Annotated in this window: 27 protein-coding genes; 14 read left to right on the top strand and 13 right to left on the bottom strand. The window is 74.0% G+C overall.

Annotated features, from left to right (window positions below; translation table 11 throughout):
* The first annotated feature begins 8 nt into the window (after nt 1–8).
* On the top strand, nt 9–737 hold the full coding sequence (locus CLV35_RS14275; RefSeq protein ID WP_407938212.1) for an HNH endonuclease family protein: 729 nt from the start codon (nt 9–11) through the stop codon (nt 735–737).
* On the opposite strand, the gene CLV35_RS14270 is transcribed toward CLV35_RS14275, so the two are convergent.
* Nucleotides 731–1924, bottom strand: coding sequence for an RNA polymerase sigma factor (locus CLV35_RS14270; protein WP_121194347.1), 1194 nt, complete (start codon nt 1922–1924; stop codon nt 731–733). The two genes, CLV35_RS14275 and CLV35_RS14270, sit on opposite strands and share 7 nt — an antisense overlap.
* Nucleotides 1921–2325 (bottom strand): YciI family protein, encoded by a 405-nt coding sequence (locus tag CLV35_RS14265; RefSeq protein WP_121194151.1) that lies wholly within the window; start codon nt 2323–2325, stop codon nt 1921–1923. The genes CLV35_RS14270 and CLV35_RS14265 overlap by 4 nt, the downstream gene beginning before the upstream one ends.
* Nucleotides 2326–2442: 117 nt before the next feature.
* On the opposite strand from CLV35_RS14265, the gene CLV35_RS14260 reads away from it, so the two are divergent.
* The 3 genes from CLV35_RS14260 (at nt 2443) to CLV35_RS14250 (ending at nt 4363) form a co-directional block, all read left to right on the top strand.
* Nucleotides 2443–2832 carry a VOC family protein gene (locus CLV35_RS14260; RefSeq protein ID WP_231121824.1) on the top strand — a complete coding sequence of 130 codons (390 nt, stop codon included), beginning with the start codon at nt 2443–2445 and terminating at the stop codon, nt 2830–2832.
* On the top strand, nt 2829–3053 hold the full coding sequence (locus CLV35_RS14255; protein ID WP_121194149.1) for a hypothetical protein: 225 nt from the start codon (nt 2829–2831) through the stop codon (nt 3051–3053). The genes CLV35_RS14260 and CLV35_RS14255 overlap by 4 nt, the downstream gene beginning before the upstream one ends.
* A 101-nt stretch (nt 3054–3154) precedes the next feature.
* Nucleotides 3155–4363, top strand: coding sequence for a serine hydrolase domain-containing protein (locus CLV35_RS14250; RefSeq protein WP_121194148.1), 1209 nt, complete (start codon nt 3155–3157; stop codon nt 4361–4363).
* Nucleotides 4364–4392: 29 nt separating this feature from the next.
* Here the strand turns inward: CLV35_RS14250 and CLV35_RS20825 are convergent, their stop codons facing one another.
* From CLV35_RS20825 to CLV35_RS20560, 3 genes are read right to left on the bottom strand one after another with little or no spacing between them, the layout of a single operon-like run.
* On the bottom strand, nt 4393–5880 hold the full coding sequence (locus tag CLV35_RS20825; protein WP_121194147.1) for an ATP-binding protein: 1488 nt from the start codon (nt 5878–5880) through the stop codon (nt 4393–4395).
* 10 nt (nt 5881–5890) lie between these two features.
* Nucleotides 5891–7567 carry an FAD-dependent oxidoreductase gene (locus CLV35_RS14240; RefSeq protein WP_231121823.1) on the bottom strand — a complete coding sequence of 559 codons (1677 nt, stop codon included), beginning with the start codon at nt 7565–7567 and terminating at the stop codon, nt 5891–5893.
* Nucleotides 7568–7828, bottom strand: coding sequence for a UBP-type zinc finger domain-containing protein (locus CLV35_RS20560; protein WP_231121822.1), 261 nt, complete (start codon nt 7826–7828; stop codon nt 7568–7570).
* A gap of 199 nt (nt 7829–8027) precedes the next feature.
* Between CLV35_RS20560 and CLV35_RS14230 the strand changes: the two genes are divergently transcribed.
* From CLV35_RS14230 to CLV35_RS14205, 6 genes are all read left to right on the top strand, one after another.
* Nucleotides 8028–8633, top strand: coding sequence for an AIM24 family protein (locus tag CLV35_RS14230; protein WP_121194345.1), 606 nt, complete (start codon nt 8028–8030; stop codon nt 8631–8633).
* Between the two features lie 3 nt (nt 8634–8636).
* The gene (locus CLV35_RS14225) at nt 8637–9320 is read left to right on the top strand and encodes an AIM24 family protein (protein ID WP_121194145.1); all 684 of its coding nucleotides are present in this window, start codon (nt 8637–8639) and stop codon (nt 9318–9320) included.
* A gap of 14 nt (nt 9321–9334) precedes the next feature.
* Nucleotides 9335–10081 carry an AIM24 family protein gene (locus CLV35_RS14220; RefSeq protein WP_121194144.1) on the top strand — a complete coding sequence of 249 codons (747 nt, stop codon included), beginning with the start codon at nt 9335–9337 and terminating at the stop codon, nt 10079–10081.
* A gap of 265 nt (nt 10082–10346) precedes the next feature.
* Entirely contained in the window at nt 10347–10568 is a 222-nt protein-coding gene (locus tag CLV35_RS14215; RefSeq protein ID WP_121194143.1) for a DUF6582 domain-containing protein, read from the top strand.
* 103 nt (nt 10569–10671) lie between these two features.
* Nucleotides 10672–12135 (top strand): carboxypeptidase-like regulatory domain-containing protein, encoded by a 1464-nt coding sequence (locus CLV35_RS14210; protein WP_121194142.1) that lies wholly within the window; start codon nt 10672–10674, stop codon nt 12133–12135.
* Nucleotides 12136–12203: 68 nt separating this feature from the next.
* Nucleotides 12204–13418, top strand: coding sequence for a pyridoxal phosphate-dependent aminotransferase (locus CLV35_RS14205; RefSeq protein ID WP_121194141.1), 1215 nt, complete (start codon nt 12204–12206; stop codon nt 13416–13418).
* Nucleotides 13419–13537: 119 nt separating this feature from the next.
* Here the strand turns inward: CLV35_RS14205 and CLV35_RS14200 are convergent, their stop codons facing one another.
* Genes CLV35_RS14200 through CLV35_RS14190 form a run of 3 tightly spaced genes read right to left on the bottom strand, consistent with a single transcriptional unit; the run spans nt 13538 to nt 18107 of the window.
* On the bottom strand, nt 13538–14353 hold the full coding sequence (locus CLV35_RS14200) for an HAD family hydrolase (protein ID WP_121194140.1): 816 nt from the start codon (nt 14351–14353) through the stop codon (nt 13538–13540).
* Nucleotides 14350–16947, bottom strand: coding sequence for a phosphoribosyltransferase domain-containing protein (locus tag CLV35_RS14195; protein ID WP_121194139.1), 2598 nt, complete (start codon nt 16945–16947; stop codon nt 14350–14352). Before CLV35_RS14195 ends, CLV35_RS14200 begins: the two co-directional genes overlap by 4 nt.
* Complete coding sequence (locus CLV35_RS14190) at nt 16944–18107, bottom strand: HpcH/HpaI aldolase/citrate lyase family protein (RefSeq protein WP_121194138.1); 1164 nt, start codon at nt 18105–18107, stop codon at nt 16944–16946. Before CLV35_RS14190 ends, CLV35_RS14195 begins: the two co-directional genes overlap by 4 nt.
* Nucleotides 18108–18275: 168 nt before the next feature.
* Here CLV35_RS14190 and CLV35_RS14185 point away from each other — a divergent pair, with 168 nt between their 5' ends.
* The 3 genes from CLV35_RS14185 (at nt 18276) to CLV35_RS14175 (ending at nt 21259) form a co-directional block, all read left to right on the top strand.
* On the top strand, nt 18276–19655 hold the full coding sequence (locus tag CLV35_RS14185; protein ID WP_121194137.1) for a VWA domain-containing protein: 1380 nt from the start codon (nt 18276–18278) through the stop codon (nt 19653–19655).
* Nucleotides 19656–19718: 63 nt separating this feature from the next.
* Nucleotides 19719–20279 carry an RNA polymerase sigma factor gene (locus tag CLV35_RS14180; RefSeq protein ID WP_121194136.1) on the top strand — a complete coding sequence of 187 codons (561 nt, stop codon included), beginning with the start codon at nt 19719–19721 and terminating at the stop codon, nt 20277–20279.
* The gene (locus CLV35_RS14175) at nt 20276–21259 is read left to right on the top strand and encodes a CU044_5270 family protein (RefSeq protein WP_121194135.1); all 984 of its coding nucleotides are present in this window, start codon (nt 20276–20278) and stop codon (nt 21257–21259) included. Before CLV35_RS14180 ends, CLV35_RS14175 begins: the two co-directional genes overlap by 4 nt.
* A gap of 13 nt (nt 21260–21272) precedes the next feature.
* Here the strand turns inward: CLV35_RS14175 and CLV35_RS14170 are convergent, their stop codons facing one another.
* Nucleotides 21273–21863, bottom strand: coding sequence for a TIGR03086 family metal-binding protein (locus tag CLV35_RS14170; RefSeq protein ID WP_121194134.1), 591 nt, complete (start codon nt 21861–21863; stop codon nt 21273–21275).
* A 73-nt stretch (nt 21864–21936) separates the two neighbouring features.
* On the opposite strand from CLV35_RS14170, the gene CLV35_RS14165 reads away from it, so the two are divergent.
* Nucleotides 21937–22755 (top strand): AraC family transcriptional regulator, encoded by an 819-nt coding sequence (locus CLV35_RS14165; protein ID WP_231121820.1) that lies wholly within the window; start codon nt 21937–21939, stop codon nt 22753–22755.
* Between the two features lie 6 nt (nt 22756–22761).
* On the opposite strand, the gene CLV35_RS14160 is transcribed toward CLV35_RS14165, so the two are convergent.
* From CLV35_RS14160 to CLV35_RS14145, 4 genes are all read right to left on the bottom strand, one after another.
* Nucleotides 22762–23388, bottom strand: a complete 627-nt coding sequence (locus CLV35_RS14160) for a TerD family protein (protein ID WP_183061982.1) — start codon at nt 23386–23388, stop codon at nt 22762–22764.
* Nucleotides 23381–24460 (bottom strand): DUF475 domain-containing protein, encoded by a 1080-nt coding sequence (locus tag CLV35_RS14155; protein ID WP_121194133.1) that lies wholly within the window; start codon nt 24458–24460, stop codon nt 23381–23383. The genes CLV35_RS14160 and CLV35_RS14155 overlap by 8 nt, the downstream gene beginning before the upstream one ends.
* A 111-nt stretch (nt 24461–24571) precedes the next feature.
* Complete coding sequence (locus CLV35_RS14150) at nt 24572–25153, bottom strand: TerD family protein (RefSeq protein ID WP_121194132.1); 582 nt, start codon at nt 25151–25153, stop codon at nt 24572–24574.
* 107 nt (nt 25154–25260) lie between these two features.
* Entirely contained in the window at nt 25261–26487 is a 1227-nt protein-coding gene (locus CLV35_RS14145; RefSeq protein WP_147431974.1) for a hypothetical protein, read from the bottom strand.
* Nucleotides 26488–26619 lie beyond the last annotated feature (132 nt).

Here is a 26619-nt window from a genome sequence, read left to right as displayed (position 1 = left end):
CCGGCACCATGCCTCCTGTGCCCCTCCTGCGCCGTCGCGCGCTCGCCGTCGCGCTCGCGTCCGGCGTCGCGCTGCTCCTGGGCGGCTGCGACCCGCGCGCCGCGACCGCGCCGCAGCCACCGCAGACGTCGGGCGGCTCGGCGCTCGGGGCACTGGCTGCTCTCGCGACCGCCCGGGCCGACGCAGTGGTGCCGACCTACCGGCGCGACCGCTTCGGCGACGGCTGGGCCGACCTAGACCACGACGGCTGCGGCACGCGGCAGGAGGTGCTGCGGCGCGACCTGCGCGACGTGCGGTTCCGGGCCGGCACCGCCGGGTGCACGGTGGAGAGCGGAGTGCTGGACGACCCGTACTCCGGCGAGCAGATCCGCTTCCGCTACGGACCGAGCACCAGCGACGACGTGCAGATCGACCACGTCGTCGCCCTCGCCGACGCGTGGCGCACCGGCGCGAGCTCGTGGACCGACGTCGAACGGGAACAGTTCGCCAACGACCCGCTCGAGCTGCTGGCGGTCGACGGGCCCCTCAACCAGGCGAAGAGCTCGAAGGACGCCGCCCGGTGGCTGCCGCCCGAGCCGGCCGCGCGGTGCACCTACGTCGCCAGGCAGGTCGCTGTGAAGAGGCGCTACCTGCTCGCCGTCACCGCGCGCGAGCGGGTGGCGATGCAGCACGTGCTCGAGGGGTGCCCCGGCGAAGGGCTGCCGGGACCAGCGGATGCGGCGGTGCCCCGTCAGTGACCGCCGACGCGCGCCGCGCACGCCACCAGGTAGTCGCGCTCGCGAGCGTTGTCCGTGCGGGCGGCGGCCGCTGCGTACCCCTCCGCCGCGGCGCTCCGGTCGCCGGCCTGCTCGTGCAGGTGCGCGCGCACGGCGTGCAGCCGGTGCGAGTCGCGCAGCTCGAGCCCGTCGAGCAGCGCGAGCCCGGCGACAGGTCCCTCGACCATCGCGACGGCCACCGCGCGGTTGAGCCGGACCACGGGGTTGCCGGTCAGCGCCTCCAGGCGGGCGTAGACGGCGGCGACCTGGTCCCAGCGGGTCTCCTCAGCGCTGGGCGCCTCGTCGTGCAGCGCCGCGACCGAGGCGAGCAGCTGGTACTCCCCGATGCGGCCGGTGGCCAGCGTCCGGTTGAGCAGCACCATGCCCTCGGCGACGAGGCGGCGGTCCCACAGCGAGCGGTCCTGCTCGGCGAGCGGCACCAGCGCGCCGTCGGGCGCCGTGCGGGCGGGGCGGCGCGCGTCGGTCAGCAGCATGAGGGCGAGCAGGCCGGCGACCTCCGGCTCGTCCGGGAACGCGGCCTGCAGCATCCGGGCCAGCCGGATCGCCTCGCCCGACAGGTCGACCCGGGCGAGGTCGGGGCCGCTGGAGGAGGTGTAGCCCTCGGTGAAGAGCACGTAGAGCACCTCGCACACCGGCCGCAGCCGCTGACGGGAGTCGGCGGGCATCTCGACCCGTCGCCCGCGTAGCGCCGCCTTCGCCCGGCTGATGCGCTGGGCCATGGTGGCCACTGGCACCAGGTAGGCCGCGGCGATCTCGCGGGTGGTCAGACCCGCAACGGCCCTCAGGGTCAGCGGCACTGCGAGCGCGGGCGACAGCGCGTCGTTGCAGCACAGGAAGAGCAGCAGCAGCGAGTCGTCCGAGGCGGGCGCCGGCTGGTCGGGGTGGATCGACAACGACGCGGCCAGGTCCTCTCGCCGCCGGCGGGCGTCGTTGCGGCGGTACTCGTCGACGAGCCGGCGCGAGGCCACCGTGACCAGCCAGCCCAGCGGGCGCTCGGGCAGCGCGTCCTGCCACTCCACGGCGGCGGTGGCGAGCGCCTCCTGCACGGCGTCCTCGGCGTCGGAGAAGTCGCCGTACCTCCGCGCCACCGCGGCGAGGGCCTGCGGCGCGAGCTCGCGCAGCAGGCCCTCGAGCTCGGCCGTGGTCAGACCTCCGGGTCGGGCGCGCCGAGCACCTGGCGCACCTCGATGGGCATGCGCAGCGGCGCTCCGCCGGGGCCAGGGGCCGCGGACGAGCGGGCCGCGATCTCGAGGGCGCGCTCGACGCTGTCGACGTCGACCAGCCGGTAGCCCGCGAGCAGCTCCTTGGACTCGGGGTAGGGCCCGTCGACCACCTTGGGCGGGTTCACGCCGTCGGAGACGACGAACTTCGCGACGTCGGGACCCGCCAGCCCCTGCGCGTCGACCAGCTCGCCGCTCGCCAGCAGCTCGGCGTTGAGCGTGTGCTGGAACTCGATGTGGGCCCGCACGTCCTCCGGCGCCCACTCGGTCATCGGCGGGCAGTCCTGGAGCTCGACCGGACCGTAGGCCTGCATCAGCATGTAGCGCATCTCGCCATCCTCTCCCGCGCCGCCTCTGTGGCCGCGCTGCACCCTCTGGTCGGAGCTGGCGCGGCGTTCTCGACATGCCCTGGACACCGTGACCTGGACTCCGGCACAGTCGGACCCATGAGATCGCGGACCGCCGGCATGTGGTGGGGCACCGCCATCGAGGCGCCGGACCCCAGCGCCCTGGCCCGGTTCTACTCGGAGCTGCTCGGCTGGCCGGTCGGGCACGAGGAGCCCGGGACCGCGATCCTCGGGGCTCCCGAGGGCCCCTTCGTGGTCTTCCAGCAGGCGGACGACTACTCGGCGCCGGTGTGGCCGCCGGTCGACGGCAGCCAGCGGCCGATGATGCACTTCGACTTCCAGGTCGGCGACCTGGACTCGGCGGTCGAAGACGCCGTCGCGCTCGGCGCGACGCTCGCGGAGCACCAGCCGCAGGAGCACGTACGCGTGCTGCTCGACCCCGCCGGCCATCCGTTCTGCCTGTGCCGCGAGCCGGAGGAGGACGCGTGAGCCGCCCGCCGCTCCCGCTGCCCCAGGCGCTCCAAGCGGCCACCGCGGGCGGGGCGGCGATGGCACTCGGCTTCGGCCTGCTCGACCTGCTGGTGCACCACGCCTCCGCGGCCCAGTCGCTCGGCACGGCGCTGGTCTTCGGCGGTGTGTCGTTCGTGGGCGACCTCGGGCTCGAGGGCTGGCGGGCCTGGCGCGTGCGCGCCGCATCCGGCGCGAAGTAGGGCAGACCCCACCAGGAGGACACCGGCCCGCAGGATCGTGCCGGGAACGCTCGCGGGGTTGTGTTGACCAGGTCAGCAGAACCCCGATCCGAGGAGCGAGCATGACTCCCCCGCACCCCTTCCGCCGCACCGGCGCACGCCGTCGGCTGGCGCTCGTCGCGGCCGCCGGCACCCTCGCCGGCACCGCACTGCTCGGCGCGAGCACGGCAGGTGCCAGCACCTCCACGGCGAGCACCGCGACGGCGCGCACCGCCGCCACCGCCCACCCCGACGCCACGTCGCGACGGCTGGCCGCGCTGGTCGGCACGGACCGCGTACCCGGCGTCCTCGCCTCGGTGAGCACCCGCGGCGGCGAGGTCCGCAACTACACCGCCGGCGTCGGCAACCTCGCCACCGGTGCGAAGGTGCCGACCGACGGCTACGTCCGCATCGCCAGCAACACCAAGACCTACACCGCCGTCGTCGTCCTCCAGCTCGTCGGCGAAGGCCTCGTCGACCTCGACGCGCCGGTCGAGACCTACCTCCCGGGCCTGGTGCGGCACAACGGCAACGACGGTCGGCGCATCACGGTCCGCCAGCTGCTGCAGCAGACCAGCGGGCTGCCCGACTACGACGACGACCTCCCCACGCCGCTGTCGAGGGCGGCGAGGACCTACCAGCAGCCGCGTACGCTGCTCGACCACGCCCTGTCGCACCGCAGCCACTTCGCGCCCGGCACCACGTGGGAGTACAGCAACACCAACTACCTGCTCGCCGGGCTCGTCGTCGAGCAGGTGACCGGCCGCCCGATCAACGAGCAGATCACGGACCGCATCCTGCGCCCGCTCCACCTGACCCGCACCTACTGGCCAGCCACCGGCAACCTGCGCATCCGGGCACCGCACCCGCAGGGCTACTTCGCCGCAGCACCAGGGGATCCGTGGCAGGACATCACCGCCTTCGAGCCCTCGATCGGCTGGGCCGCGGGTGAGCTCATCGCGACGCCGAGCGACGTCCTGGCGTTCTACCAGGCCGTCGTCGGGGGCAAGCTGCTGCAGCCGGCGCAGCAGCGCGAGATGGAGACCACGGTCGCGGCGCCGGGCTTCGAGCCGACGGGCCGCTGGCGCTACGGGTTGGGCCTCGCGAAGAAGACGCTGAGCTGCGGCGTCACCGCCTGGGGCCACGGCGGCGACATCCCCGGCTTCGAGAGCCGCGACCTGGTGACGGAGGACGGGCGTGGTGCGGTCGTCGTGACGACGGCGCTGCCGACGACGTACGCGCCGCTGAACCACCTCAACGCCGCGGTCGAGGCCACCGTCTGCGCCTCGTAGCGGCTCCCCTGGCCGGAGCCCGCGTGCGGTCAGTCGCGCGCGGGCTCGACCAGCGGCAGTCGCACCTGGAAGCAGGTGTTGCCGGGCACCGACTCGACCCGCAGGTCGCCGCCGTGCTTGTTGACCACGATGCGGAACGAGATGTCGAGCCCGAGCCCGGTGCCCTCGCCGACCGGCTTGGTGGTGAAGAACGGCTCGAAGATGCGCTGGCGCAGCTCCTCGGGCACGCCCGGCCCCGTGTCGCACACCTCGACCAGCACCGACTCGCCGTCGAGGGAGGTGCGCAGGGTCAGCGTGCCGCCGCCCTTCATCACCGCGATGGCGTTGTCGATCAAGTTGGTCCAGACCTGGTTGAGCTCGGCGCCGTAGGCAGGGATCTTCGGCAGCGAGCGGTCGAACTCCTTGACCACCACGATGTCGTCGCCGATGCGCCGGCTGAGCATCACCAGCGTCGACTCGAGCCCGTCGTGCACGTCGATGTCCTGGTGCGGCGCGCGGTCCATCTGGGAGTACTGCTTGGCCGCGCCGACCAGCGTCGAGATGCGGGCCGCGGCCTCCTCGATCTCGCCGATGAGCAGCTCGGTCTCGAGGGTGTAGGCGAGCCAGCGCATGGCCAGCTCGAGGTTCTCGATGTCGGTGCGCGCGGCGACGTCGTCGCCCCACTCGAGGTCGAGCCCCGCCGAGACGAACGTCGCGGCCATCTCCCAGCCGCGGGCGATGCCGTGGTCCTCGAGCCAGTCGGCCCACTCGTCCTCGCGCTCGCTGGTCTCGACCACGCCGAGCTTCGGCGCCGTGGGGATGCGCGCGATCGCCGCCTCCTGGCAGTCGGCGAGGGCCAGCAGCTGCTCCGGCTTGATGGCTCCCGAGGCCAGGCCCTTGAGCTTGTGGCGCATGGCCGCCAGGCGGTCGCGCAGGGTCGCCGCGGCCCGGGAGGTCGCCGCCGCCGGGTTGTTGAGCTCGTGGGTCAGCCCGGCCGTCAGCGAGCCGAGCGCCACCAGGCGCTCGCGCTGGCCGACGATCTCGTTGGAGTTGCGGGTGCCGAGGAAGAGCCCCTCGAGCAGGTGGGTCGGCATCGGGAACCACTTGCGCACGATCTTGCCGAACACCGCCGCGGGCAGCACGAACAGCCGCACGTCGGTGACGGCGCGCATCGACTGCAGGTAGGTCTGCGACGTGCGGTCGCCGAGGTAGGCCTGGGTCGCGCCGGCGTAGGAGCCGACGTGGTCGCTGCGCACGATCTCGACGTCGTCGCGCTGCACCATGCGGCTCAGCGTGATGGTGCCCGAGAGCAGGACGACGAACGCGTCGGCCGGGTCGCCCTCGCGCAGCACCGTCGAGCCGGCCGGGAAGTCCTGCACCCAGCCGTGCTCGGCGAGCCAGGCCAGCTTGTGCTGGTCGAGCGACTCGAAAAGGAACAGCTGGCGCAGCTCGTCGGTCGAGAGCAGCACCCCCGTGGAGGTGACCAGCCGCTCCGGACCGGCACCCCGGACGACGCCGCCCACCTGCGCGATGCTCATGACCTGCTCCCTAGGACCGATCGAGGTAGCGGTGGACCAGGGTCACGGCCATCGCACCCTCGCCCACCGCGGACGCCACCCGCTTCACCGACGCCGACCGGACGTCACCTGCGACGAAGACGCCCGGCACGCTCGTCTCCAGGTAGAACGGCTCCCGGTCCAGGTTCCATCCCGCCGGCTTGCGGCCCTCGACCACGAGGTCGGGCCCGGTGCGCACGAACCCCCGCTCGTCGCGCGAGACGACGCCGTCGAGCCAGTCGGTGCGCGGCTCGGCCCCGATGAAGACGAAGCAGTAGGGCGTCTCGACCAGCTCGACCTCGCCCGTCGCGCTGTCACGCAGCCCGAGCCGCTCGAGGTGCTCGTCGCCGTGGGCCTCGACCACCTCGGTGCAGGTGCGCACCTCGACGTTCTCGATGCCGGCCAGCTGCTCGATGAGGTAGTGCGACATGGTCGCCTCGAGACCCGGCCCGCGCACGAGCAGCACGACCCGCCGCGCGTAGGAGGAGAAGAAGACGGCCGCCTGCCCCGCGGAGTTGGCGCCGCCGACGATGTAGACGTCCTTGCCGCTGCACGCCGGCGCCTCGGTGGCCGACGAGCCGTAGTAGAGCCCGCGTCCCTGGAAGTCGTCGGCACCGCTCGCCGGCAGGCGCCGGTAGGACACCCCGGTGGCGATGACGACGGCGTGCGCCGAGAGCTCGCTGCCGTCGGCGAAGTGCACGACCCGGGCCGGGCCGCGCGTCTCCAGCCGCACGACGTCGCGCGTCGTGAGCAGCTCGGCGCCGAACTTGAGCGCCTGGCGGCGGGCACGCTCGGTCAGCTGGCCGCCGCTCACGCCGTCGGGGAAGCCGAGGTAGTTCTCGATGCGCGACGACGTGCCGGCCTGACCGCCGGTGGCCTCGCGCTCGACCAGCACCGTCTTCAGCCCCTCCGAGGCGCCGTAGACAGCGGCGCCGAGCCCTGCCGGGCCGCCGCCGACGATGACCAGGTCGTAGAAGTCGACGCTGGGCTCGGTGCTCAGGCCCACCGCCGCGGCGAGCGTCGCGTTGTCGGGCGCGCGCAGCGCCTCGCCCGACGGCGGCACGACGAGGGGTACGTCGTCGCCCGTCGCGCCCGCCGCCTCCAGGAGGCGGCGGCCCTCGGGCTCGTCCGACGCGTACCAGCGGTAGGGCACCGAGTTGCGGGCGAGGAAGTCGCGTACGCCGTGCGACCGCGCGTTCCAGCGGTGGCCGACGACCTTGACCTCGTCGACCGGGGAGTCGCCGAGCGCCTGCCAGGTCTCGAGCAGCGAGTCGACCACCGGGTAGAGCTTGTCCTCCGGCGGGTCCCACGGCTTGAGCAGGTAGTGGTCGACGTCGACCACGTTGATCGCCTGGATCGCGGCGTCGGTGTCGGCGTAGGCCGTCAGCAGCGCCCGCCGCGCACGCGGGAACAGGTCCATCGCCTGCTCGAGGAACTCGATGCCGTTCATCTGCGGCATGCGGTAGTCGGCGAGGATCGCCGCAACCCGCTCACCGCGGAGCTTGACCTCCTTGAGCGCGTCGAGCGCCTCGGCAGCCGAGGACGCGCGCAGGACGCGGTAGTCCTCGCCGTAGTGGCGGCGCAGGTCGCGCGCCACGGCGCGGGAGACCGCCGGGTCGTCGTCGACGGTCAGCAGGATCGGCTTCGCCGCTGAGGCCGCACCCGCCACCTAGACGACCACTTCGTCGACGAAGCACCAGCGCCAGTCCTCGCCCGGCTCGAACGACTGCATCACCGGGTGGCCGGCCTGCTGGAAGTGCGCGCTCGCGTGCTTGTTGGGCGAGGAGTCGCAGCACCCGACCTTGCCGCAGCTCAGGCACTCGCGCAGGTGCACCCACGACGCCCCGATGCGCAGGCACTCCTCGCACCCCTCGCGCGTCGAGGGCTCCACCGCTCCGGGCAGGTCCTTGACGTGATCGCACGATCCCACTGACGACTCCTCCTGCTCGCATGCCTTGCCGAGCGCCAGCCTGCCCGGTCGGGGCCGCTCCTGTCGACAGGTGTTCGCTCGCAGCGCGACAGAGGCACTGCCCGGAAGTGCTCGACGTGCAGGTACGCCTGCGGCAGACTGCCTCCGCGCCCGCCGACCGCGGCGGTGCAGGAGGGGGAGGCTGGTGGCGCAGTTCCGCATGAACGGCTCGCGCGTGCTGGAGGTGCACCTCGCCGGCGACACCGTGCGCGCGCTCACCGGCTCGATGGTCGCCTACGAGGGCAGCGTGACGTTCAAGCACTCCGGCATCAGCGGCGGCGGCGGCCTCAAGGCCGCCATCAAGCGCAAGGTGACGGGCGAGTCGCTGGAGCTCATGGAGATGACCGGCAACGGCATCGTCTACTGCGCGGCCAACGCCACCGAGGTCGAGCTGGTCGAGCTGCAGGGCGACACCCTGCACGTCGAGTCGAGCTCCCTGCTCGCGCTCGACGGCAGCCTGCGCACGGACGTCGCCTTCGCCGGCCTGCGCGGCGCCAGCAGCGGGCAGGGCCTCTTCACCACCACCGTCACCGGCATGGGCACCGCCGCGGTCCTCTCGGACGGGCCGATGATCGCCCTCGAGGTCTCGCCGCAGTTCCCGCTCGTGGTCGACCCCGACTGCTTCATCGCCCACCGTGGCCAGCTGCAGCAGTCCTTCGTCACCGACATCTCCTGGAAGACGATGATCGGCGAAGGCAGCGGCGAGAACTACAGCCTGTCCTTCCAGGGGTCCGGCGTCGTCTACATCCAGCCCGCGGAGCGCTGACCGGTGGCCTACGAGAAGATCAACAGCAAGGTCGTCAAGGTCGCGCTCGGCCAGCCGGTGATCGCCCGGCGCGGCGCCATGCTCGCCTACAAGGGCACCGTCAACTTCGTGCCCCACGGCGTCCCGGGCGCCGGCGGCGGCATGGGCGGTCTCGGTGGCGCGATGGGGGGCTTCGGCGGCCTCGCCGGCCAGCTCGTGCAGCGTGCCGCCGGTGAGCACGAGGCGATGATGCAGGCGGTGGGCTCGGGCGAGGTCTGGTACGGCTTCCGCGGGGCGCACGTCACGGTGCTGGAGCTGGCGGGCCAGCAGCTGCAGGTCGAGGCCGACCGGCTGCTCGTCCACGACTCGTCCCTGCAGTCCTCGACGGTCCAGATCGGCGGCGGCGGCATCCGGGGCGCGGTCTCGGGACTCGCCTCGGGGCAGGGCATGTTCACGACCCAGCTGTCGGGCAACGGCTCCGTCGCCGTGCTCTCGCACGGCGGCACCATCGCCATCCAGGTCGACCCGTCGAAGCAGGTGGCCGTCGACCCGCAGGCCTACGTCGCGGCGCTCGGCCAGCTCACCGTCGAGGTCGGGGCCAAGCTCGGCTGGCGCGACGCCGTCGGCAAGGGCTCTGGCGAGGCGGTCCAGCTCAAGGTGTCGGGCTCGGGCACCGTGCTCGTGCAGGCGTCCGAGCAGAAGCTCTGAGGGAGGAACCCGCTGTGCCACCGACGATCCTCAACCCGTCGACGCTGCCGAGCGACGACAACGTCAACCCCTACGCCTTCGCCATCGACCTGCGCCAGCCGTGGTTCCTGCGCAAGGGCGCGATGATCGCCTACTACGGCCAGGTGAAGTTCGACGGGCTCGCCCAGACCTCGCTCAGCGCGATGGTGGCCTCGCAGTTCTCCTCGCCGCTCTACGCGCAGCAGTGGGTGGTCACGCAGGGGCAGGGCAAGGTCGTGATCGGCGACCGGGGCTTCGACATCAACTCCTACGACCTCGACGCCGGCAACCTGACCATCAAGGCCTCGAACCTGCTGGGCTTCGACTCGGGCCTCGAGCTCAAGCAGTCGATCGTGCCGGGCTACCTCACGCTCATCGGCACCGGCAAGTTCCTCGCGTCGTCGAACGGGCCTGTCATCTTCGCCGAGCCGCCGATGCGGGTCGACCCCGAGGCGCTGCTCGGCTGGGCCGACTGCCCGTCGCCGTGCCACCACTACGACACCGGCTGGATGCAGGGGTTCCTCGGCGCGATGGCCCACCGGGTGCTGGGCGCGGAGTCGGGCGAGGAGCGCCAGTTCGACTTCACCGGCGAGGGCACCGTGCTGCTCCAGTCGACCGAGAAGCCGCGGGTCGACCCGGCCTACCTGCGCCAGGTCGAGCAGCAGGTGGTCGGGCTCGGCGTGCCCGGCATGACCCACATCCAGCAGGTCGTCAACTCGCGGCTGGCTGCCCAGCAGCAGTAGCCAGCACCTCGTAGACCTCGCCCGGTGCGTAGCGCCGGGCGACCGACTCCTCGCGCGTCACGCGCACCACCTGGCCGCTCGATCGCTCGATGACGACCCACATGACAGCCTCCTGACCTCGTGCCGTGCCTCCAGTAGAGCGCGCCTGCGCCGGCCGGCCCAGCAGGCTGGGCACACGGACGCGGTGGTGTCGTCACCCTCGTCGGAGTAGAGGCAGCACCCCCGCTCCCGCGTACGTCCCCCGCGTCGCGGGAAGGTGTCGGGCATGGCCGAGGAGCTCACGAGCAAGGACAAGAAGAAGCTCAGCAAGAAGTCGTTCGCGCTGCCGGGGAAGCGCAAGTACCCGATCCCCGACAAGTCGCACGCCCGCAACGCCCTCGCACGCGTCGCCCAGAACGGCACGCCGGAGGAGCAGAAGAAGGTGCGGGCCGCGGTGAAGAAGCGCTTCCCCAGCATCGGGAAGAAGGACAAGAAGAAGAACGACTGAACCGCTGGCGTCGCCGGACGTATCAGAGCAGGCTGGGCGCGCTCTTCGACATGGCGCAGGGCCACTGGTCAGCAGTGGCTCGCGAACGAGGGAGTCCGCGACCATGACCAAGCCCACCCGTGCGCGCCGGCTGGGTGCAGCCGCCGCCGTCGCGACCGCGGTGACCGCCGTGAGCGCGACCGGCCTGGCCGCCGCTGCCCCGGCCTCAGCTGCCGTGCGATCACCGTGGACGCAGCTGTCGACCGGTGAGGGCGTGGGCCTCAGCGCCGAGCCGTCCGTGGCCCGGTGGGGCCAGCAGCTGGTCACCGCCTGGGCGCAGACGACCAGCCCGACCAGCGAGTCGCTGCACACCCGGGTGCTCGACCGGCTCGGCCGGCCGGCCGGCGCCATCGGCACCGTGGCCACGTGGTCCGACGTCACCGACCCGAGCGTCCTCACGCTCGCGGGCGTGCCGACGGTCGTCTTCGGCGGGCTGCGATCGCTCGACACGAACGACCCCTACACCGGACCGATGGCGTACGCGCAGGCGCCCGACGCGACGTCGTGGTCGCTGGGCGCCGGGTCCCTCACGCAGACGCACGACGCCTACGGCGCCTACGGCCTGGGCGCTGTCGACGACGGCACGGGCTCGCCGGTGGTGGCGCTCGCGGCGAGCAGCACCGACCACGTCACGGTCCACCACGGCATCGACCCGGCGGTGCCCGCGGCCGCGCCCGACGAGGAGGTCGCCGGCACGGTCGAGGCGCAGCAGGTCAACCTCGCCAAGGACCCGCTCACGGGCAACGCCTACGCGGTCTGGTACGCAGCGCGCGACGAGGCCAACGAGGGGGTCCGCGCTGCGCAGGTCTGGCCCACCGTCGGCGCGCCGACCGCTCCGGCGCCGCTGTCGACCGTGGCCTTCCAGGGGGCGCGGGAGTCGGTGAACCCGGGGCAGCGGGTCGCGGTGGCCGGCCGCGTGGGCGGCGGGGTGTGGGCCGCGTACGCCTCCGGCTACCCCAGCGCCCACCGCCTCGTGCTGTGGGACGTCGTGTCCGGCCGCACGCTGAGCCTGCCGCGCCGCGGCGCGGTGCAGTACGTCGGGCTGAGCCCCGCGCCCGGCGGGCGGCTGTGGGTCTGGTGGGTGGAGGGCCCCACGGTCTACGCGGCGCGCACGAACCCTGCGGTGACGGCCTTCGGCGCGGTGCGCGCGGTGGCCGCACCGGGCGGGTGGTCACCCACGCGTACGGCCGGCGACGGCTCGCTCGGCCCGCTCGACGTCGTGGTCAACTCGGCGGCCGACGGCGTGCACAGCCAGATCCGCACGACGCGCATCCTCGAGGCGCTCACGGTCACCGTGTCGCCGTCGTCGCTGGCGACGACGGCCCGCCGCCGCGCCGTCACCGTCTCGGTGACCGACGCCGGCGTGCCGGTCGCCGGCGCGACCGTGCGTGTCGGCCCGCGGACCGCGGTGACCGGGCGCGGCGGCCGGGCGCGGCTCGTCGTGCCGCGTACGCCGGCCGGGACGACGACCGTGGTCGCACGGGCGGCCGGGTACGCGCCCGGCTCGGCTCCCCTGCGCGTGCGCTGAACGGGTCGCCGCAGACGCGCCGGAAAGGCGCGCGACGGGGCGAGGGGCGGGATGCGACGATCGGAGGCATGGAGTTCACCCAGTCCGCCAAGCTCGCCGATGTCCTCTACGACGTCCGGGGCCCCGCACTCAGCCGGGCCCGCGAGCTGGAGCAGGCAGGGCACCGCATCCTCAAGCTCAACATCGGCAACCCGGCGCCGTTCGGCTTCGAGGCGCCCGACGAGCTCCTCGAGGACATGATCGCCAACCTGCCGCGCGCGCAGGGCTACAGCGACAGCAAGGGCCTTCTCTCGGCGCGGCGCGCGGTCGTGCAGTACGCCGAGCAGAAGTCGATCGCCGGCGTCGACGTCGAGGACGTCTACCTCGGCAACGGGGTCAGCGAGCTCATCGTCATGGCGCTGCAGGGGCTGCTCGACAACGGCGACGAGGTCCTCGTCCCCTCCCCCGACTACCCGCTCTGGACCGCCGCGGTCAGCCTGGCCGGCGGCACGGCCGTGCACTACCTGTGCGACGAGTCGCAGGGCTGGGCGCCCGACGTCGAGGACCTGCGCTCCAAGGTCACCTCGCGCACGAAGGCCGTCGTCGTCATCAACCCCAACAACCCGACCGGTGCCGTCTACGGCCGCTCGGTGCTCGAGGAGGTCGTGGAGGTCGCGCGCCACCACGGCCTGCTGGTGATGTCGGACGAGATCTACGACAAGGTGCTCTACGACGACGCGGAGCACCTCTCGACCGCGTCGCTCGCGCCCGACCTGCTGTGCCTGACGTTCAACGGGCTGTCGAAGGCCTACCGCGTCGCCGGGTTCCGCTCCGGCTGGATGATCGTCAGCGGGCCGAAGAAGCACGCGGCGAGCTACATCGAGGGCCTCGACATGCTCGCCAACATGCGCCTGTGCGCCAACGTGCCGGCCCAGCACGTCATCCAGGCCGCGCTCGGCGGGCGGCAGAGCATCCGTGACCTGGTGCTCCCCGGCGGCCGGCTGGCTGAGCAGCGCGACATCGCCTGGTCGCTGCTCAACGACATCCCGGGCGTGAGCTGCGTGAAGCCCACCGGCGCCCTCTACTGCTTCCCGCGGCTGGACCCGGAGGTCTACCCGGTCGCCGACGACCGCCGCTTCATCCTCGACCTGCTCGAGCAGCAGCACGTGCTCGTCGTGCAGGGCACTGGCTTCAACTGGCCGCGCCCCGACCACATCCGCATCGTCACCCTGCCGCGCGCCGAGCAGCTCGTCGACGCGATCGGGCGGCTGCGCACCTTCCTCACCGAGCGCGACTGGCGCTGACCCCGCGGCGATGTTGATCGCCCTGGCCGATCGAACTCGTGCGAGGCCGACTCAAGTTGCTAGGCCCCGCACGAGGTTGATCGCCTCAGCCGATCAACATCGGCGGTGCTTGGGCGCGCTCAGCCCGCCCAGTGGAGGGCCTCGGCCACCAGCCAGCGGGCGATGTCCTCGCCGGCGAAGACGCCGGAGGAGCCGGTGAGGTGGACCTTGGGCGAGGTCCAGCCGGTGTCGTGCAGCTCGCCGTGCGAGGGCCGGACGCCCTGGTCGGCGAAGGCCAGCATCTCGGCGTCGAGGAGCGAGTCGCCCGCCGCGAGGATGCGGCTCGCGCCGGACTGTCGCCCGACCTCGGCGACCGCGGCCGACTTCGTGAGCTCGTTGGGGACGACGTAGAGCTTGCGGCCCTGGAGCGAGACCTTCCAGCCCTGCCCGTCGGCCCAGCCGGCGAGCTCGGTGACGAAGCCCGAGGGCAGCTCCTCGCGCTCGACCACCGCGTAGCAGAAGAGGTCCTCAGCCACCCGGCGCTTGCGGACGAACGAGCGCTCGCACGCCTTGCGGAAGTGCTCGGCCACCTCGGCGAGGGGTGCGCTGGTGGCGGCCAGGCGCGCGTCGACCGTGGCGCGCCACGCCGGGTCGGTGACGCCGTCGATGAGCAGGTGCCCGCCGTTGGCGCAGATCGCGTAGCGCGGCGGCGGGCCGGGCAGGCGTACGCGGCTGTACTGCTCGCGGGTGCGCGTGGTGGTCGGCACCAGCGTCGAGGCGTAGGCGAGCTCGACGAGCAGTCGGCCGGCCTCGGCGGTGAGGAACGAGATCGGCTCGCCGCGGTAGACCTCGCCGACGATCAGCGGCGGCGCGGCCGAGTCGGGGCCCGGCAGGGCCAGGGCGCGGCCGCTGTAGATGAGGGTGCGGTCGAGGTCGACCGCTGCGACGACGGTCATGCCCGGGCTCCCGACGCGCCCGCCGCGGCCCGCCCGTCGGAGCCGGTGGCCGCACGGGTGTAGCGCGGGTGAATCAAGCCCACACAGCTGTAGGGCACGTCCTCGACCTCCTCGACCGTCACTCCCCGCTGCTCCGCCAGGAGCAGCACGTGGGCGAGCCCGGGTGCTGCCCCGCGACGGACGAGGACACGCCAGGGTACGCGTCGGAGCAGCACCCGCGTCGTCTCGCCGACGCCGGGCTTCACGAGCGTCGGGTCGCCGATGCCGTAGTCGGCGCTGATGCGCTCGACCGCGGCCCAGCCGCCCCAGTCGGGGGTGCGCTCGGAGGCGGCCAGCGCCGGCCAGGTCTGCGAGACCTCGGCGGCCTCGTCGGCGAAGCGCTCGCTGACGGCGTCGACGAACCGGGCGCTCACGTCGGCCGCGGCGAGCTCGGGGTAGGGCTTGGCGCCGTGGAACTGGCCGGCGCGCAGCAGCGAGCTGTTGAGCACCGTGCGGCTGACCAGGCCCGAGACCGTGGAGTTCAGGCAGGCGGAGGGGATGAGGAAGTCCTCCCGCGTGCCGAAGGTGTCGACGCAGCGGCCGGGGTCGGCGAGCACCGCGAGCCGGGGGTCGAAGCGCGGGCCGCCGGAGGCCGCCACCGAGGCGAGGGCCGCGGTGAGCTCGCGCGCGATCGCACCCTTGCCGGTCCAGCCGTCGAGGAAGACCACCCGCTCGGCGCCGTGCTCGCGGTCGAGCCAGCGCAGCGCGACCTCGTCGATGCCGCGGCCTCGCACGATGCTCACCGCGTAGTGCGGCAGCTCGGCGCCGTGCACGGCCCGCGCCCACCGGCGCACGAGGACGCCGACCGGCGTGCCGGCCCGGGCCAGCGAGGCCAGCACGACCCGGTCGCCGCCGCGCTCGGCCAGCAGGAGCTCGGTCACGACGCCGACGGCGCGCGCGACCTGCTCCGCGGACTCCTCGAGCGCCCGGTCGAACAGCTCGAGGTAGTCGGGCGAGGGGACGTACTCGACCGGGAGCGACTCGGCGTAGTGGGCCCCGCCGGACTGGATGGCCTCCTCGCGCTCCTCGACCGGCGCCTCGAGCCGCGCGCCGGACAGGTCGGTGAGCAACCAGCCGACCTCCTCGGCGGCGTAGGACCCGAAGCCGGGACCGCGCAGCGGCTCCGGCAGCGGCAGGTGCACCGGCAGCACGGCCAGCCGCACGTCGGGGCAGGCGCCGGCCAGCGCGGCGAGCAGCCCGTCGGGACGGTGCAGGCCCGGCCCCGCAGCCGCCGCGTCGGTCACCAGGACGACGGTCGCGGCGCCGCTGCCCTCGACGTTGTAGGCGAAGCGGTCGGTGCCGTCCTCGGGCGAGGCGAAGCACAGCGCCGTGCGGATCGCGCTGCCGTCGGCGTCGACCGGCTGGACCGGCGAGCGGGTCGTCGTGGAGAAGAGCACCCGGCGCCGGGGCAGCAGCTCGGCCAGCCCCGCGGCCAGCTCGAGCGGCACCTCCATGAGCTCCTCGGTGCCGAGCACGAGCACCGGCCCGGCGCCCGGAGCTCCGGCCAGCTGGGCAGCGAGGACCTGGGCGGCGGCCGCTACGGCCGCCTCCTGCCGGACCCGCTCGACGGGCAGGAGCCCGTGGCGCCCGGACTCGGGCACGTCGGGCCAGGGCAGGGCCACTTCGGCCGCCGCCTCAGCCGCCGCCTCCCCGAGCTCCGAGGCGCCCGACCTCGCTGGCGCGGGCAGGCGGCCGAGCAGCACGGCGGCGCGCGCAGCGGCGTCGGGCGCCATCTCGACCGAGCCCGCCACGAGCGAGACGACGTCGAGCCGCGCGCCGAGCGCCTCCACCTCGGCATGGAGGTGCTGGCGGTCGGCCTCGGAGCGCAGGTCGACCAGCGCGGCCACGACGTAGCGCTCGCGCGGGTGCAGCGCGTGGACCGCCCGGATCGTGTGCAGGGCGGTGCGGCCGGTCGACAGCTCGTCGTCGACGAGGACGAGGGGGCCGGCGCCCGCGAGCAGCGCGGGGTCGACCGGGAGCAGCAGGTGGGAGGTCGCGTGGCTGTGCTCCTCCTCGAAGCCGGCGACGGGCTCCAGCCCGGGGACCGCCCGCCGCGTCGAGCAGAGGTAGGGAGCACCGAGGGCCCGGGCCACGCCCGAGCCCAGCGCGGTGGCCGTCTCGGCGTAGCCGAGCACGAGGGCGCCGGGCAGCTCGGGCGCGGGGGCGGCGCGCAGCGTGCGCCACAGCGCGGCGACGGGCCCGATGTCGCCGGCCAGCCCGGCGCGCAGGGCCGCGCCCGCCTCTCGCCACGCGCCGTCATCGAGCCGCCCGCCGAGCACCTCGCCGCCGAGCCCCTCACCGCCGAGGACCTGGCCCGCCAGCCGGCCCAGGAGCAGGGCGCTCGCGTCGACGAGCCTCGGGTCGGTGGGCACGTGCTTGCCGAGCACGCGGGAGACCAGCAGGTGGGCGCGGCGCGGGTTGCGCCGCAGCGCCAGCCCGACCAGGTCGGGCAGCTCGAGACCGAGCGGCGAGGCGGAGGTGCGGAGTGCGACGTCGAGCTCGCGGGCCACCCAGGCGCCGCTCCAGCTCGCCGGCGGGGAGGTCGGTGCGGTCATGCGGCGGCCGCCTGGGCGGCCAGCAGGTCGATGAAGCTGACCCCGGGCGCCGAGACGCCGAACGCCTCCGCCCGCCGCACGGTGCGCAGCGCCCACGAGGTGTGCGGCTTGCTCTCGTTCATCTTGTTGCCGTAGCCGGACGCGGCCACCCCGCCGCGCGCGGAGGTGCCGAGCACGTCGGAGGCGTCGCTCCACTCCTCGTGGGAGACCACCGAGAGCGCGTGCACGGCCGAGACGTGCGACGGGTGGATCACCGTCTTGCCGGTCAGGCCGCTGGCGCGGTCGAGCACCAGCTCGCGGATCAGGCCGTCGACGTCGCGGGTGACCAGCTCCTGCCGGAGGGCGCGCGCGTCGTGCTCGACGAAGGGGGTCTGGCGCAGCAGCGGCCGGAACATGCGCTCGGACGGGCTGAAGTACTCCCACACCGGGCCGGTGATGACGAAGCCGCTGCCGTCGGTGCGGCCGAGCACGTTGACGATGTCGGCGATGGCGCTGGCGACGGGCAGGACGTCGTAGATCGTGAGCTCGCGGTCGCGCCGGATGCCGAAGGCGCTGCACAGGTCGGTGGCGCCGATGCGCACGGCCAGGACGTCGTCGCGGTGCTTGTCGAGCAGCCGGGCGATGGCGGTCAGCGCGTCGGCGCGCGTCTCTCGGTGGACCACCTCGGGCGACTCGATGACGGGCATGGCCATCAGGCGCAGGCCGGTGGCCGCCCGCGCCTCGGCGACGGCGTCGAGGTAGGCCCCGGAGTCCTCGGTGAACTTGGGCAGCACGAAGCCGGAGAGGATGCCGGCGTGCTCGCCCAGGCCGGCGACGATCTCGGGGATCTGGCCGGCGCGGCGCACGCGGACGAACAGCAGCGGCGCCTCGGTCTCGTGCTCGGCCCGCAGCCGGCGCAGCTCGGCGACGGCGTGGGCCTGCGCGGTCTCGACGTCGGCGTCGGCCACCGCGTCCTCGAGGCACACGACCATGCTGCGCACGCCGAGGGCCGCGCGGCGCAGGATGTCGTCGCAGAGGTGGGGCCGGTCGGCCGGCGCGTAGAGGGTGGCTCCCAGGGCGACGGCCAGCAGGGCCGGGTCGCTCGAGCGGTCGAACTCGGCCGGCTGCACGTGGAACAGCTGCTCGCGCTGCTGCTCGTCGAGGAACGCGAAGTGGCGCACGCTGGCCCTCCCCCTGTCTTGTCGTGGCCGCCCCGGCTGCTCGAGGCGACGGAGCCCGCTCGGGGTCAACGGACGAGCAGCGGCGATCATCCCGGCGCCACCGTAGCGGCGGGCACTGACAGCGCGCACCTCCCTTCGCGCAGCTGTGGATAGGGCACGATGAGTCCCATGACGAGCATCGCCAAGGGCGCCAACATGCCGCTGGCCGCCACCTCCGTGACCGCCGTGCTGGGCTGGACGAGCGGCCCGGGCGTGCCCGACGTCGACGCGTCGGCCCTGCTGCTCACCGCGACCGGCAAGGTGCGCTCCGACGCCGACTTCGTCTTCTACAACCAGCCCTCCCACGCCTCCGGAGCCGTGCGGCACACCGGGAAGTCGGCACCCGCCTCCGGCGCCGCCACCGACTCGCTCTCGATCGAGGTCCCCCGCCTGGAGCCGGCCGTCGAGAAGGTCGTCCTCGCCGCCTCCGCCGACGGCGGGACGTTCGGCCGCGTACCCGGCCTGCACCTGCGCCTGCTCGACGCCGCGACGGGCACCGAGCTCGTACGCTTCGACATCTCCGACGCGAGCACCGAGACCGCGTTCGTCTTCGGCGAGCTGTACCTGCGCGGAGGTGCCTGGAAGTTCCGTGCGGTCGGGCAGGGCTACGCCACCGGCCTCGCCGGCCTCGCCACCGACTTCGGGATCAGCGTCGACGACGCGCCGGCGCCCGCACCGCAGGCACCCGCCCCGCCCGCACGCACCTCGCTCACGCCTCCCGCCGCCCCGGCCGCCCCCGCCGCGCCGGCTGCCCCGCAGGTCTCGCTGAAGAAGCAGCAGCTGGTCAACCTCGAGAAGAAGCTCGAGGCGCGCGGCGACCGCAAGCTGCTCGACCTGACCAAGAAGGCGGCGGTGTCGCTGGAGAAGCGCGGGCTCGGCGAGCACACGGCCCGGGTGGCGATCTGCCTCGACATCTCCGGCTCGATGTACTCCCTCTACCGCTCGGGCAAGATCCAGCAGCTCGCCGAGCGCGTGCTCGCCCTGGGCATGCGCTTCGACGACAACGCCGAGATCGACTGCTTCGTGTTCGGCGAGAACGCCGACGGCGCCGGCTCGATGGGCATCGACAACTACGGCGCCTACGTCCGCGAGATCCTGCAGTCGCACAAGCTCGAGGCGGCGACCTACTACGGCAAGGCGATGGCCGAGATCCGCCGCTACTACTTCGGCTCGGACGCTCCGCGCAGCTCGCCGCTCACCGACGTGCCCGTCTACGTCATGTTCATCACCGACGGCGCGACCTTCGACGAGGAGGTCACCCGCCAGCACGTCATGTCGAGCTCCTACGAGCCGCTGTTCTGGATGTTCATGGCCATCGGCAGCAACAGCCGAGACTTCGCCTTCCTCGAGGGCCTCGACGACATGCGCGGCCGCTTCCTCGACAACGCCGACTTCTTCCCGGTCGCCGACCCGGCGACGATCAGCGACGACCAGCTGTTCGAGCTGATGATGACCGAGTACCCCAACTGGCTGCAGCAGGCGCGGTCGAAGGGGCTCGTCCGCGGGTGAGGTGAAAGGACCGGGGGCCTGCCGGCCACTACTGGGCATGGACAGCTCCCGACGGCCACGCCCGTGACCGACCCCGACAGCGTGCGCTTCACGCGGCTCTACGAGGAGCACCACGACCGCGTGCTCGCCTACGCGTCGAGCCGGGTGCCGCCCGAGCAGGCCGCCGACGCGGTCGCCGAGACGTTCCTGGTCGCCTGGCGGCGGCTGCGCGACGTGCCCGGCGCGCCGCTGCCGTGGCTGCTGGTGGTGGCGCGCAACACGATCTCCCAGCAGCGGCGCTCCGCCTACCGCCGCGACGTGCTCGCCGAGGAGCTCGCGCGGCTGCACTCCCTGGTGCAGGAGAGCACGGGCGACGTCGCCGACTCGGTGGCCGAGCGGCTCGCCGTGCTCACCGCGCTGACCTCGCTCTCGCCGCGCGACCGTGAGGCGCTGATGCTCACCGCCTGGGACGGGCTCGCGGCCAAGGACGCCGCGCTCGTCGCCGGCTGCTCCCCCGCGACCTTCGCCGTGCGCCTGCACCGCGCGCGCCGGCGGCTCGCCGTCGTCCTGGAGCACGCTCCGCCCCGCGAGCGGTCCCGGACCGCCCCGACGCCCGCACCCGTACCTTCGGAGGCCCGACCGTGACGACCCAGACCGCGCTCGACCGGCTCGCCGCCCAGCGGCCCGTGCCTGCGCTCCCCGACGTCCACGCCCGCCAGCGGCTGCTCACCGAGGTCCTCGCTCGCCCGCAGGAGCCGGCGGTGGTGCCGCCGCTGCGCAGCCGGCCGAGGGGCCGGACGCTGCTCGCCGGCGGGCTCGTCGCCGCCGCGGTCGCGGCGGCCGTCGTCGTCCCGGCCACCTTCCCGGGCAGCTCGGCGCCGACCACCGCAGCTGCGTACGCGGCGACGCCTCCCGTCCTCGCCTTCAGCGGCGAGCGCGGCACCGACGAGCGGGCCGGCTCGCTGCTGCGGGAGCTGGCGGAGGTCGCCGCCCGGCAGCCGGCTCCGACCGGCGCCGGCCGCTTCTCGTTCGTGGAGTCGCGCGGCTGGTACCTCGACCTGGAGCTGCACTCCGACGGCACGACGACGGGCGGGGTCGACCCGGTGCTGCGCCGGTCGTGGATCGCCTCCGACGGTTCGGGGCGCGCCGAGGAGACCCGTGCGGGCGCCGAGCTGCGCGACGACTACGGCCCCGGAGGCCTGTCCGGCCCCCAGGAGCTCTCGACCGACGTGCCGACGCTGGCGCGCCAGCTGCGGGAGGAGGGCGGCTTCTACGGCACGCCCTCGTGGCTGGACGCGGTGGCGGAGGTCTGGAAGCGCCAGGTCGTGACGCCCGGGGTCCAGGCGGCGATGCTGCGCGTGCTGGCGCTGCAGCAGGACCTCGTGGTCCTCGGCGACGGGACCGACCGGCTCGGTCGTCCAGGGGTGGCGCTGGCCACGGAGTCCGACTACAGCGGCCTGCGCACCCGCTACGTCCTGGTCGTGTCGCGCAGCACCGGCGCCCTGCTGGACTTCGAGCAGGTCGCCCTGGAGGCGGGCCGGATGCCGGTGCGCGCGCCGGCGACGACCAGCTACACCGCCTGGGTCCGTTCCGGCTTCACCTCGACGACGCACCAGGAGCCGTGAGGCCAGGAGCGGCTCAGCGGGCGTCGCGCCCGGTGAAGCAGAGGAACCTCACCAGCGGCCGGGCGTCGTCGCCGACGGGCACCGCGTGGGCGAAGGGCATGCCCGGCCCGCGGTACTCGTCGAGCAGCATCGGCGCCATCCCGTCGGCGGCGAGGTCCGCGACGTCGTCGGTGTAGGGCACCGGCTGGCCGGTGGCGGTCGCGAGGTCCCAGCCGTGCGCGACGTACTCGCCGATCATCATGCGCAGCGCGGACCGGGCCGGGACCCCGCCCGAGGTGAGGTGGACCTCGCGGTCCAGGCCGAGCCGTCGTACGCCGTCGAGCGCCTGCGCGGTCGCGGCGCGGAACTCCGCGGCCGGGTCGTCGGCGACGAAGACGTCGGGCTGCTCGACCGGCTCGCCCTCGGCGAGCCCGGAGGCGAAGACGCGCACCCAGGCCACGACGTGGCCGACGAGTGCCGAGACGTCGTAGTCGGGACAGGGGGTCGGGTCGTGCAGCTGCTCGGGCCGGACTCCGGCGAGCAGGTCGCCCGTGGCGGTCAGCACCCGGTCGAGGGCGTCGAGCTCGGCCTCGGGCGAGACCGTGGGCGTGGTCGTGTCGGTCATGGCGCCGACGCTAGGACCAGCGGCCGACCGCGTCTTGGACGAACACGACAGCTCCGGCCGCTAGCGTGCAGCCGTGACGCAGGACAGCGGGCCGGCTCCGGTCGAGGAGGACTCGCGCGGCATCCTGCGCCCGCACGACCGGCCCTGGGGGATGCAGCGCTTCGCTCCCTCGCCCGCGCTGGCGCCCTACGTCCGCCACTACTGGGCGGTCTGGTGGGACCTGCCCGAGGGCGAGGTCTTCGAGCAGGGCGTGCTCGCGCACGCGGCGGTCAACCTGGTCGTCGAGCCCGAGCGCGCGGGCGTCCACGGCGTGCCGACCCGGCTCTCGGCGCAGTCGCTCCGCGGCCGCGGCTGGGGGCTGGGGGTGCTGTTCCGGCCCGGCGGCTTCCGGCCGTTCTGGCCCGAGGCGCTCAGCGCGCTCACCGACACGGTGGGCGACGTCGCCCGGGTCGGCCCAGGCGCGGAGGATGCGGTCGCGGGGGTCCGCGCCACAGACGTACCCGAGCGGCGGCGCGACGTCCTCGACGCGTGGCTGGCGTCGCTGGCGCCGGCCGCACCACCGGAGGCCACGGTGCGCGCGGTGGCGGCGGCCGAGCTCGCCGCCGCCGACCGCGGCATCACCCGCGCCCAGCAGCTGGCCGAGCGCAGCGGTCGCGACCTGCGCTCGCTCCAGCGCGACTTCGCCGAGCACGTCGGCCTCTCGCCGAAGCAGGTGATCCTGAGGTACCGCCTGCTCGAGGCGGCGGAGCAGGCGGCGGGCGACTCGCCGGTGCGCTGGGACGAGCTGGCGCTCGAGCTCGGGTTCAGCGACCAGGCGCACCTGGTGCGCCACTTCACCGCGGTGTTCGGCATCCCGCCGGCGAGGTACGCGGCGGCCGCCCGCGCCCGGTGAGCCGGGCTACTTGCGCCCGGCCTGCCACTGCAGGCCCCACCCGTAGGCGGAGTCGAGCGCCTGCTGCGTGCCCTGCACGTAGCGCACCTCGCGGTGGACGACGAGCTCGCCGCCCTCGTTGCTGAGCAGCGCGATGGCGCACGTGCGCGCCTGCGGGTCGTGCTCGTCGAGGCGCACCTCCACCTGCGGGCCCTGCGCCGGGGTCAGCGTGACGACCGCGTCGGCCTCGGCCCAGTTGGGGGCGCCCTCGTAGATGTAGGCGAAGACCAGCACCCGCTTCAGGGCCGGCAGCTGGCCGAGGTCGACCGTGAGGTTCTCGCCGCCGGCCGCCGTGCCGGAGCGGTCGTCCGCGTCGAGCTGCAGCACCGGGGCGTCGACGCCGGGGGCGTGGGCCCGGAACGAGTTGCCGAGCGCCTGCACGACGCCCTTCTCCCCCGAGCTCAGCTCGTAGAGGCAGGCGAGGTCGAGGTCGACGCCCTTGGGCTTGCGGCGGAAGAGGCCGCCGCCGCCCTCGGGCTGCTTCCAGTTGAGGTTGACCCGCAGCAGCCCGCCCGCGGTGCCGCGCTTGGTCAGCGAGACGGCGGGGGCCGACTTGGTGAGCGTGACCTTCGAGAGCGAGACGGGCTCAGACATGGACCTTCTCCACTTCGTCGGCGGCGGTGCGCCGGTTGAGGGCGAGCGAGCTGAGCATGGCCGCGCCGATGAAGCCGACGCCGATCAGGCCGGTGACGACCTCGGGGATCTCGGTGCCGATCGAGACCAGCAGGATCACCGCCAGCGCACCGATGGCCCAGTGGGCGCCGTGCTCGAGGAACTTGTACTCGCTCAGCGTGCCCTGGTGCACCAGGTAGACGGTGAGCGAGCGGATGTAGAGCGCGCCGATGCCGAGGCCCGCGGCGATGATGTAGATGTCGTCGGTGATGGCGAACGCGCCGATCACTCCGTCGAACGAGAACGACGCGTCGAGGACCTCGATGTAGAGGAACAGGAAGAAGGCGGCCCGCCCGGTCGCCACGGCGACGCCGCTGCGGCTCCGTGGTGCCTGCTCCTCCACCTCGTCGTCGCTGCCCGCCTCGAACAGGCTGCCCAGGCCACCCACGACCAGGTAGGTCACCATGCCGAGCACGCCCGAGAGCAGGACGTCCTCGGGGTGGTCGGCCTGCACCTCGGCGGCGACCGCCAGGGCGACCAGCGCCACGGCGACCGCGATGCCCTCGAGCTCGCCGGCGCGGGCGAGCGGGCGCTCCAGCCAGGTCAGCCACTGGTACTCGCGCTCGGCGTCGAAGACCCAGTCGAGGAACAGCATCAGCAGGAACAGCCCGCCGAACGCGGCGATGTCGGGGTGGGCCTCGTGGAGCAGGTTGGCGTAGGTGCCGGGAGTGTCGACGCTGCCGCCCTCGTTGGCCAGCCGGATCGCCTCGAACGGCGACAGCTTGGCGGTGATCCCGACGATGAGCAGCGGGAACACCAGGCGCATCCCGAACACGGCGACGGCCACGCCGACGGTGAGGAACACCTTCTGCCAGAAGTCGGACATGCGCTCGAGGATCTTGGCGTTGACGACGGCGTTGTCGAACGACAGCGAGATCTCGAGGATCGTCAGGATCGCCACGAGGAACAGCGCCTTGGGGCCGCCGAGCAGCAGGGCGGCGACGAGCCCGACGGCGGTGATGCCGAAGGACCAGCCGAAGGTACGCAGGATCACGGTGCTCCTCGGAGGGGGGACTGGCGGGAAGGACGACGGCGGTCCGGCTCGGTGACGCGCACGGCCCGGCGTCCGTGCGGACACCGGGCCGGTGCGGTGGGCGAGGAGCGGCTAGACGCCCACGCCGAAGTCCTGCGCGATGCCGCGCAGGCCGGAGGCGTAGCCCTGGCCGACGGCGCGGAACTTCCACTCGGCGCCGTTGCGGTAGACCTCGCCGAAGACCATGGCGGTCTCGGTGGAGGCGTCCTCGGTGAGGTCGTAGCGGGCGAGCTCGGTGCCGTTGGCCTCGTTGACGACGCGGATGAAGGCGCCGCGGACCTGGCCGAAGTTCTGCGCCCGGGTGTCGGCGTCGTAGATCGAGACGACGAAGACGACCTTGTCGACCTCGGCCGGCACGAGCGGCAGGTTGACCTTGATGGCCTCGTCGTCGCCCTCGCCCTCACCGGTCTTGTTGTCGCCGGTGTGCTCGACGGCGCCCTCGGGGCTCTTGAGGTTGTTGAAGAAGACGAAGTGCTGGTCCGAGAGCACCTTGCCGTCGGGCTTGACCATGATCGCCGAGGCGTCGAGGTCGAAGTCCGCGCCGGTGGTGGTGCGGATGTCCCACCCGAGGCCGACGAGGGCGTTGGTGATGCCCGACGGCCCGGCCTCCTTGGTGAGCGAGACGTTTCCGCCCTTGGAAAGGCTGACTCCCACGCGGTCCTCCTGGATGTGGTGATCTCTTGACGGACGTTCGGCCGGGGGTGCCGGCCGCGCTCGTCCTACTGCCCCAACGACGCCGTGGTGACGCCCGGTTCCGGAGCCTACCGACGAGCCGTGCCCCGGCGCGCGCTCCGGATGTCGTCGACGACGTCGGACGCGGCGGTCTCGACGACCCGCAGCTCCTGGGCGAACGCCCACCAGTCGCGCCGCCCCGGCTCCGCCACGCTCGCCGCGAGCCGGTCGAGGCGGGCGACCAACGCATCGAGCCGCGTCACCCAGCCGGGCTCGGGGCCCGTGCCGCTCATGGCGAGCCGCTGCGCGTCGCGCACCGCGAAGCTGGCCCGCGCCACGGCCCCTGAGGGGTCGGCGGCCAGCGCGTCGAGCGCGCGCCGACGCTCCGGGACCGCGTCGACGGTGGAGTCCAGCCGGTCGAGGTCGGCCACGACCGAGCGGACCAGGTCGGCGACCCGGGCCCGCTCCCCGGCGTCGAGGAGCCGCGCGGCGTCACGCAGCCGCTCCGGCACCGAGGCCAGCAGCGGACGGGCGGCGCTCAGTGCGGCCTCCACGTCGCGCCACGACGCCTCGACGTGCTCGCGCCGCAGCCGGCTGAGCTCCGGCTCGAGCAGCGAGTCGCGGTGGGCCACGCCCTCGAGGCGCACGCGCAGCGAGCCCAGGCGCCGGCGCAGCGCGGTCGTGCGCTCCCCCGCCGTGGCCGCCGCGTAGCGCGCGTCGTCGGCCGCCTGCTGGGCCAGCTGGGCCCGGCGCACGGTCTCCGGCACGCCGAGCACCGGCGCGCCGCCCGCGAGCTGCGCAGCTGCCGCTTCGGCCGCCGCCAGCGCCGCAGTCACGTCGCCCGCCTGCGCACCCAGGGCGGCCACAGCAGTGCGCGCCGCCTCCAGCGCCGCCCCCGCGGCGCTCACCGCCGAGCCTGCCTGGGCCATCGCCGCGTCGGCGCGGGCGAAGTCGGCGGCGTGGGCGGCGCTGAACGCCTCGAGCCGGGCGGCGGTCGCGCGCAGCTGCTCGCTCGCCTCCCCGAACGCGCCGAGAGCTGCCTGGAGCTCCGAGCCCGTCGCCTCGGGGTCGTCGAGGTCGACGCTGTCGAGCGTCGCGATCCAGCGCGCGCTCGCGGTGTCGGCCTCCGCGTCGAGAGGGGCGAGCCCGGCCTCGAGCGCACGGGCGTCCGGCCCGGGCGAGAGCCGGCCGAACGCGGCGACCGAGATGCGCGCCGCGCGCTGCGCTGAGTCCATCCGGTAGAAGTCCTGGCCCGCCGCATCGCGCGCCGCGAGCGCCGCCCTCCGCTGGGCGTCGGAGCCCCGCCTGCCGCGCACGTTCCTCCCGCTCTGCCGGACGGGTGGGCCGGTCGTCCGGCGTGCCCGCGGGCTCCAGGCTATCGGCGGGCCTAGCGTGGAGGGCGTCATGCTGCCGAGCGCCCCGCGGACCGCAGGTGTTCACCTGCGCGT

The organism is Motilibacter peucedani (assembly GCF_003634695.1).
Lineage (GTDB): Bacteria > Actinomycetota > Actinomycetes > Motilibacterales > Motilibacteraceae > Motilibacter > Motilibacter peucedani.
The sequence above is the reverse complement of the archived record's forward strand: the minus strand, read 5'-3'. Positions and strand labels throughout refer to the sequence as shown.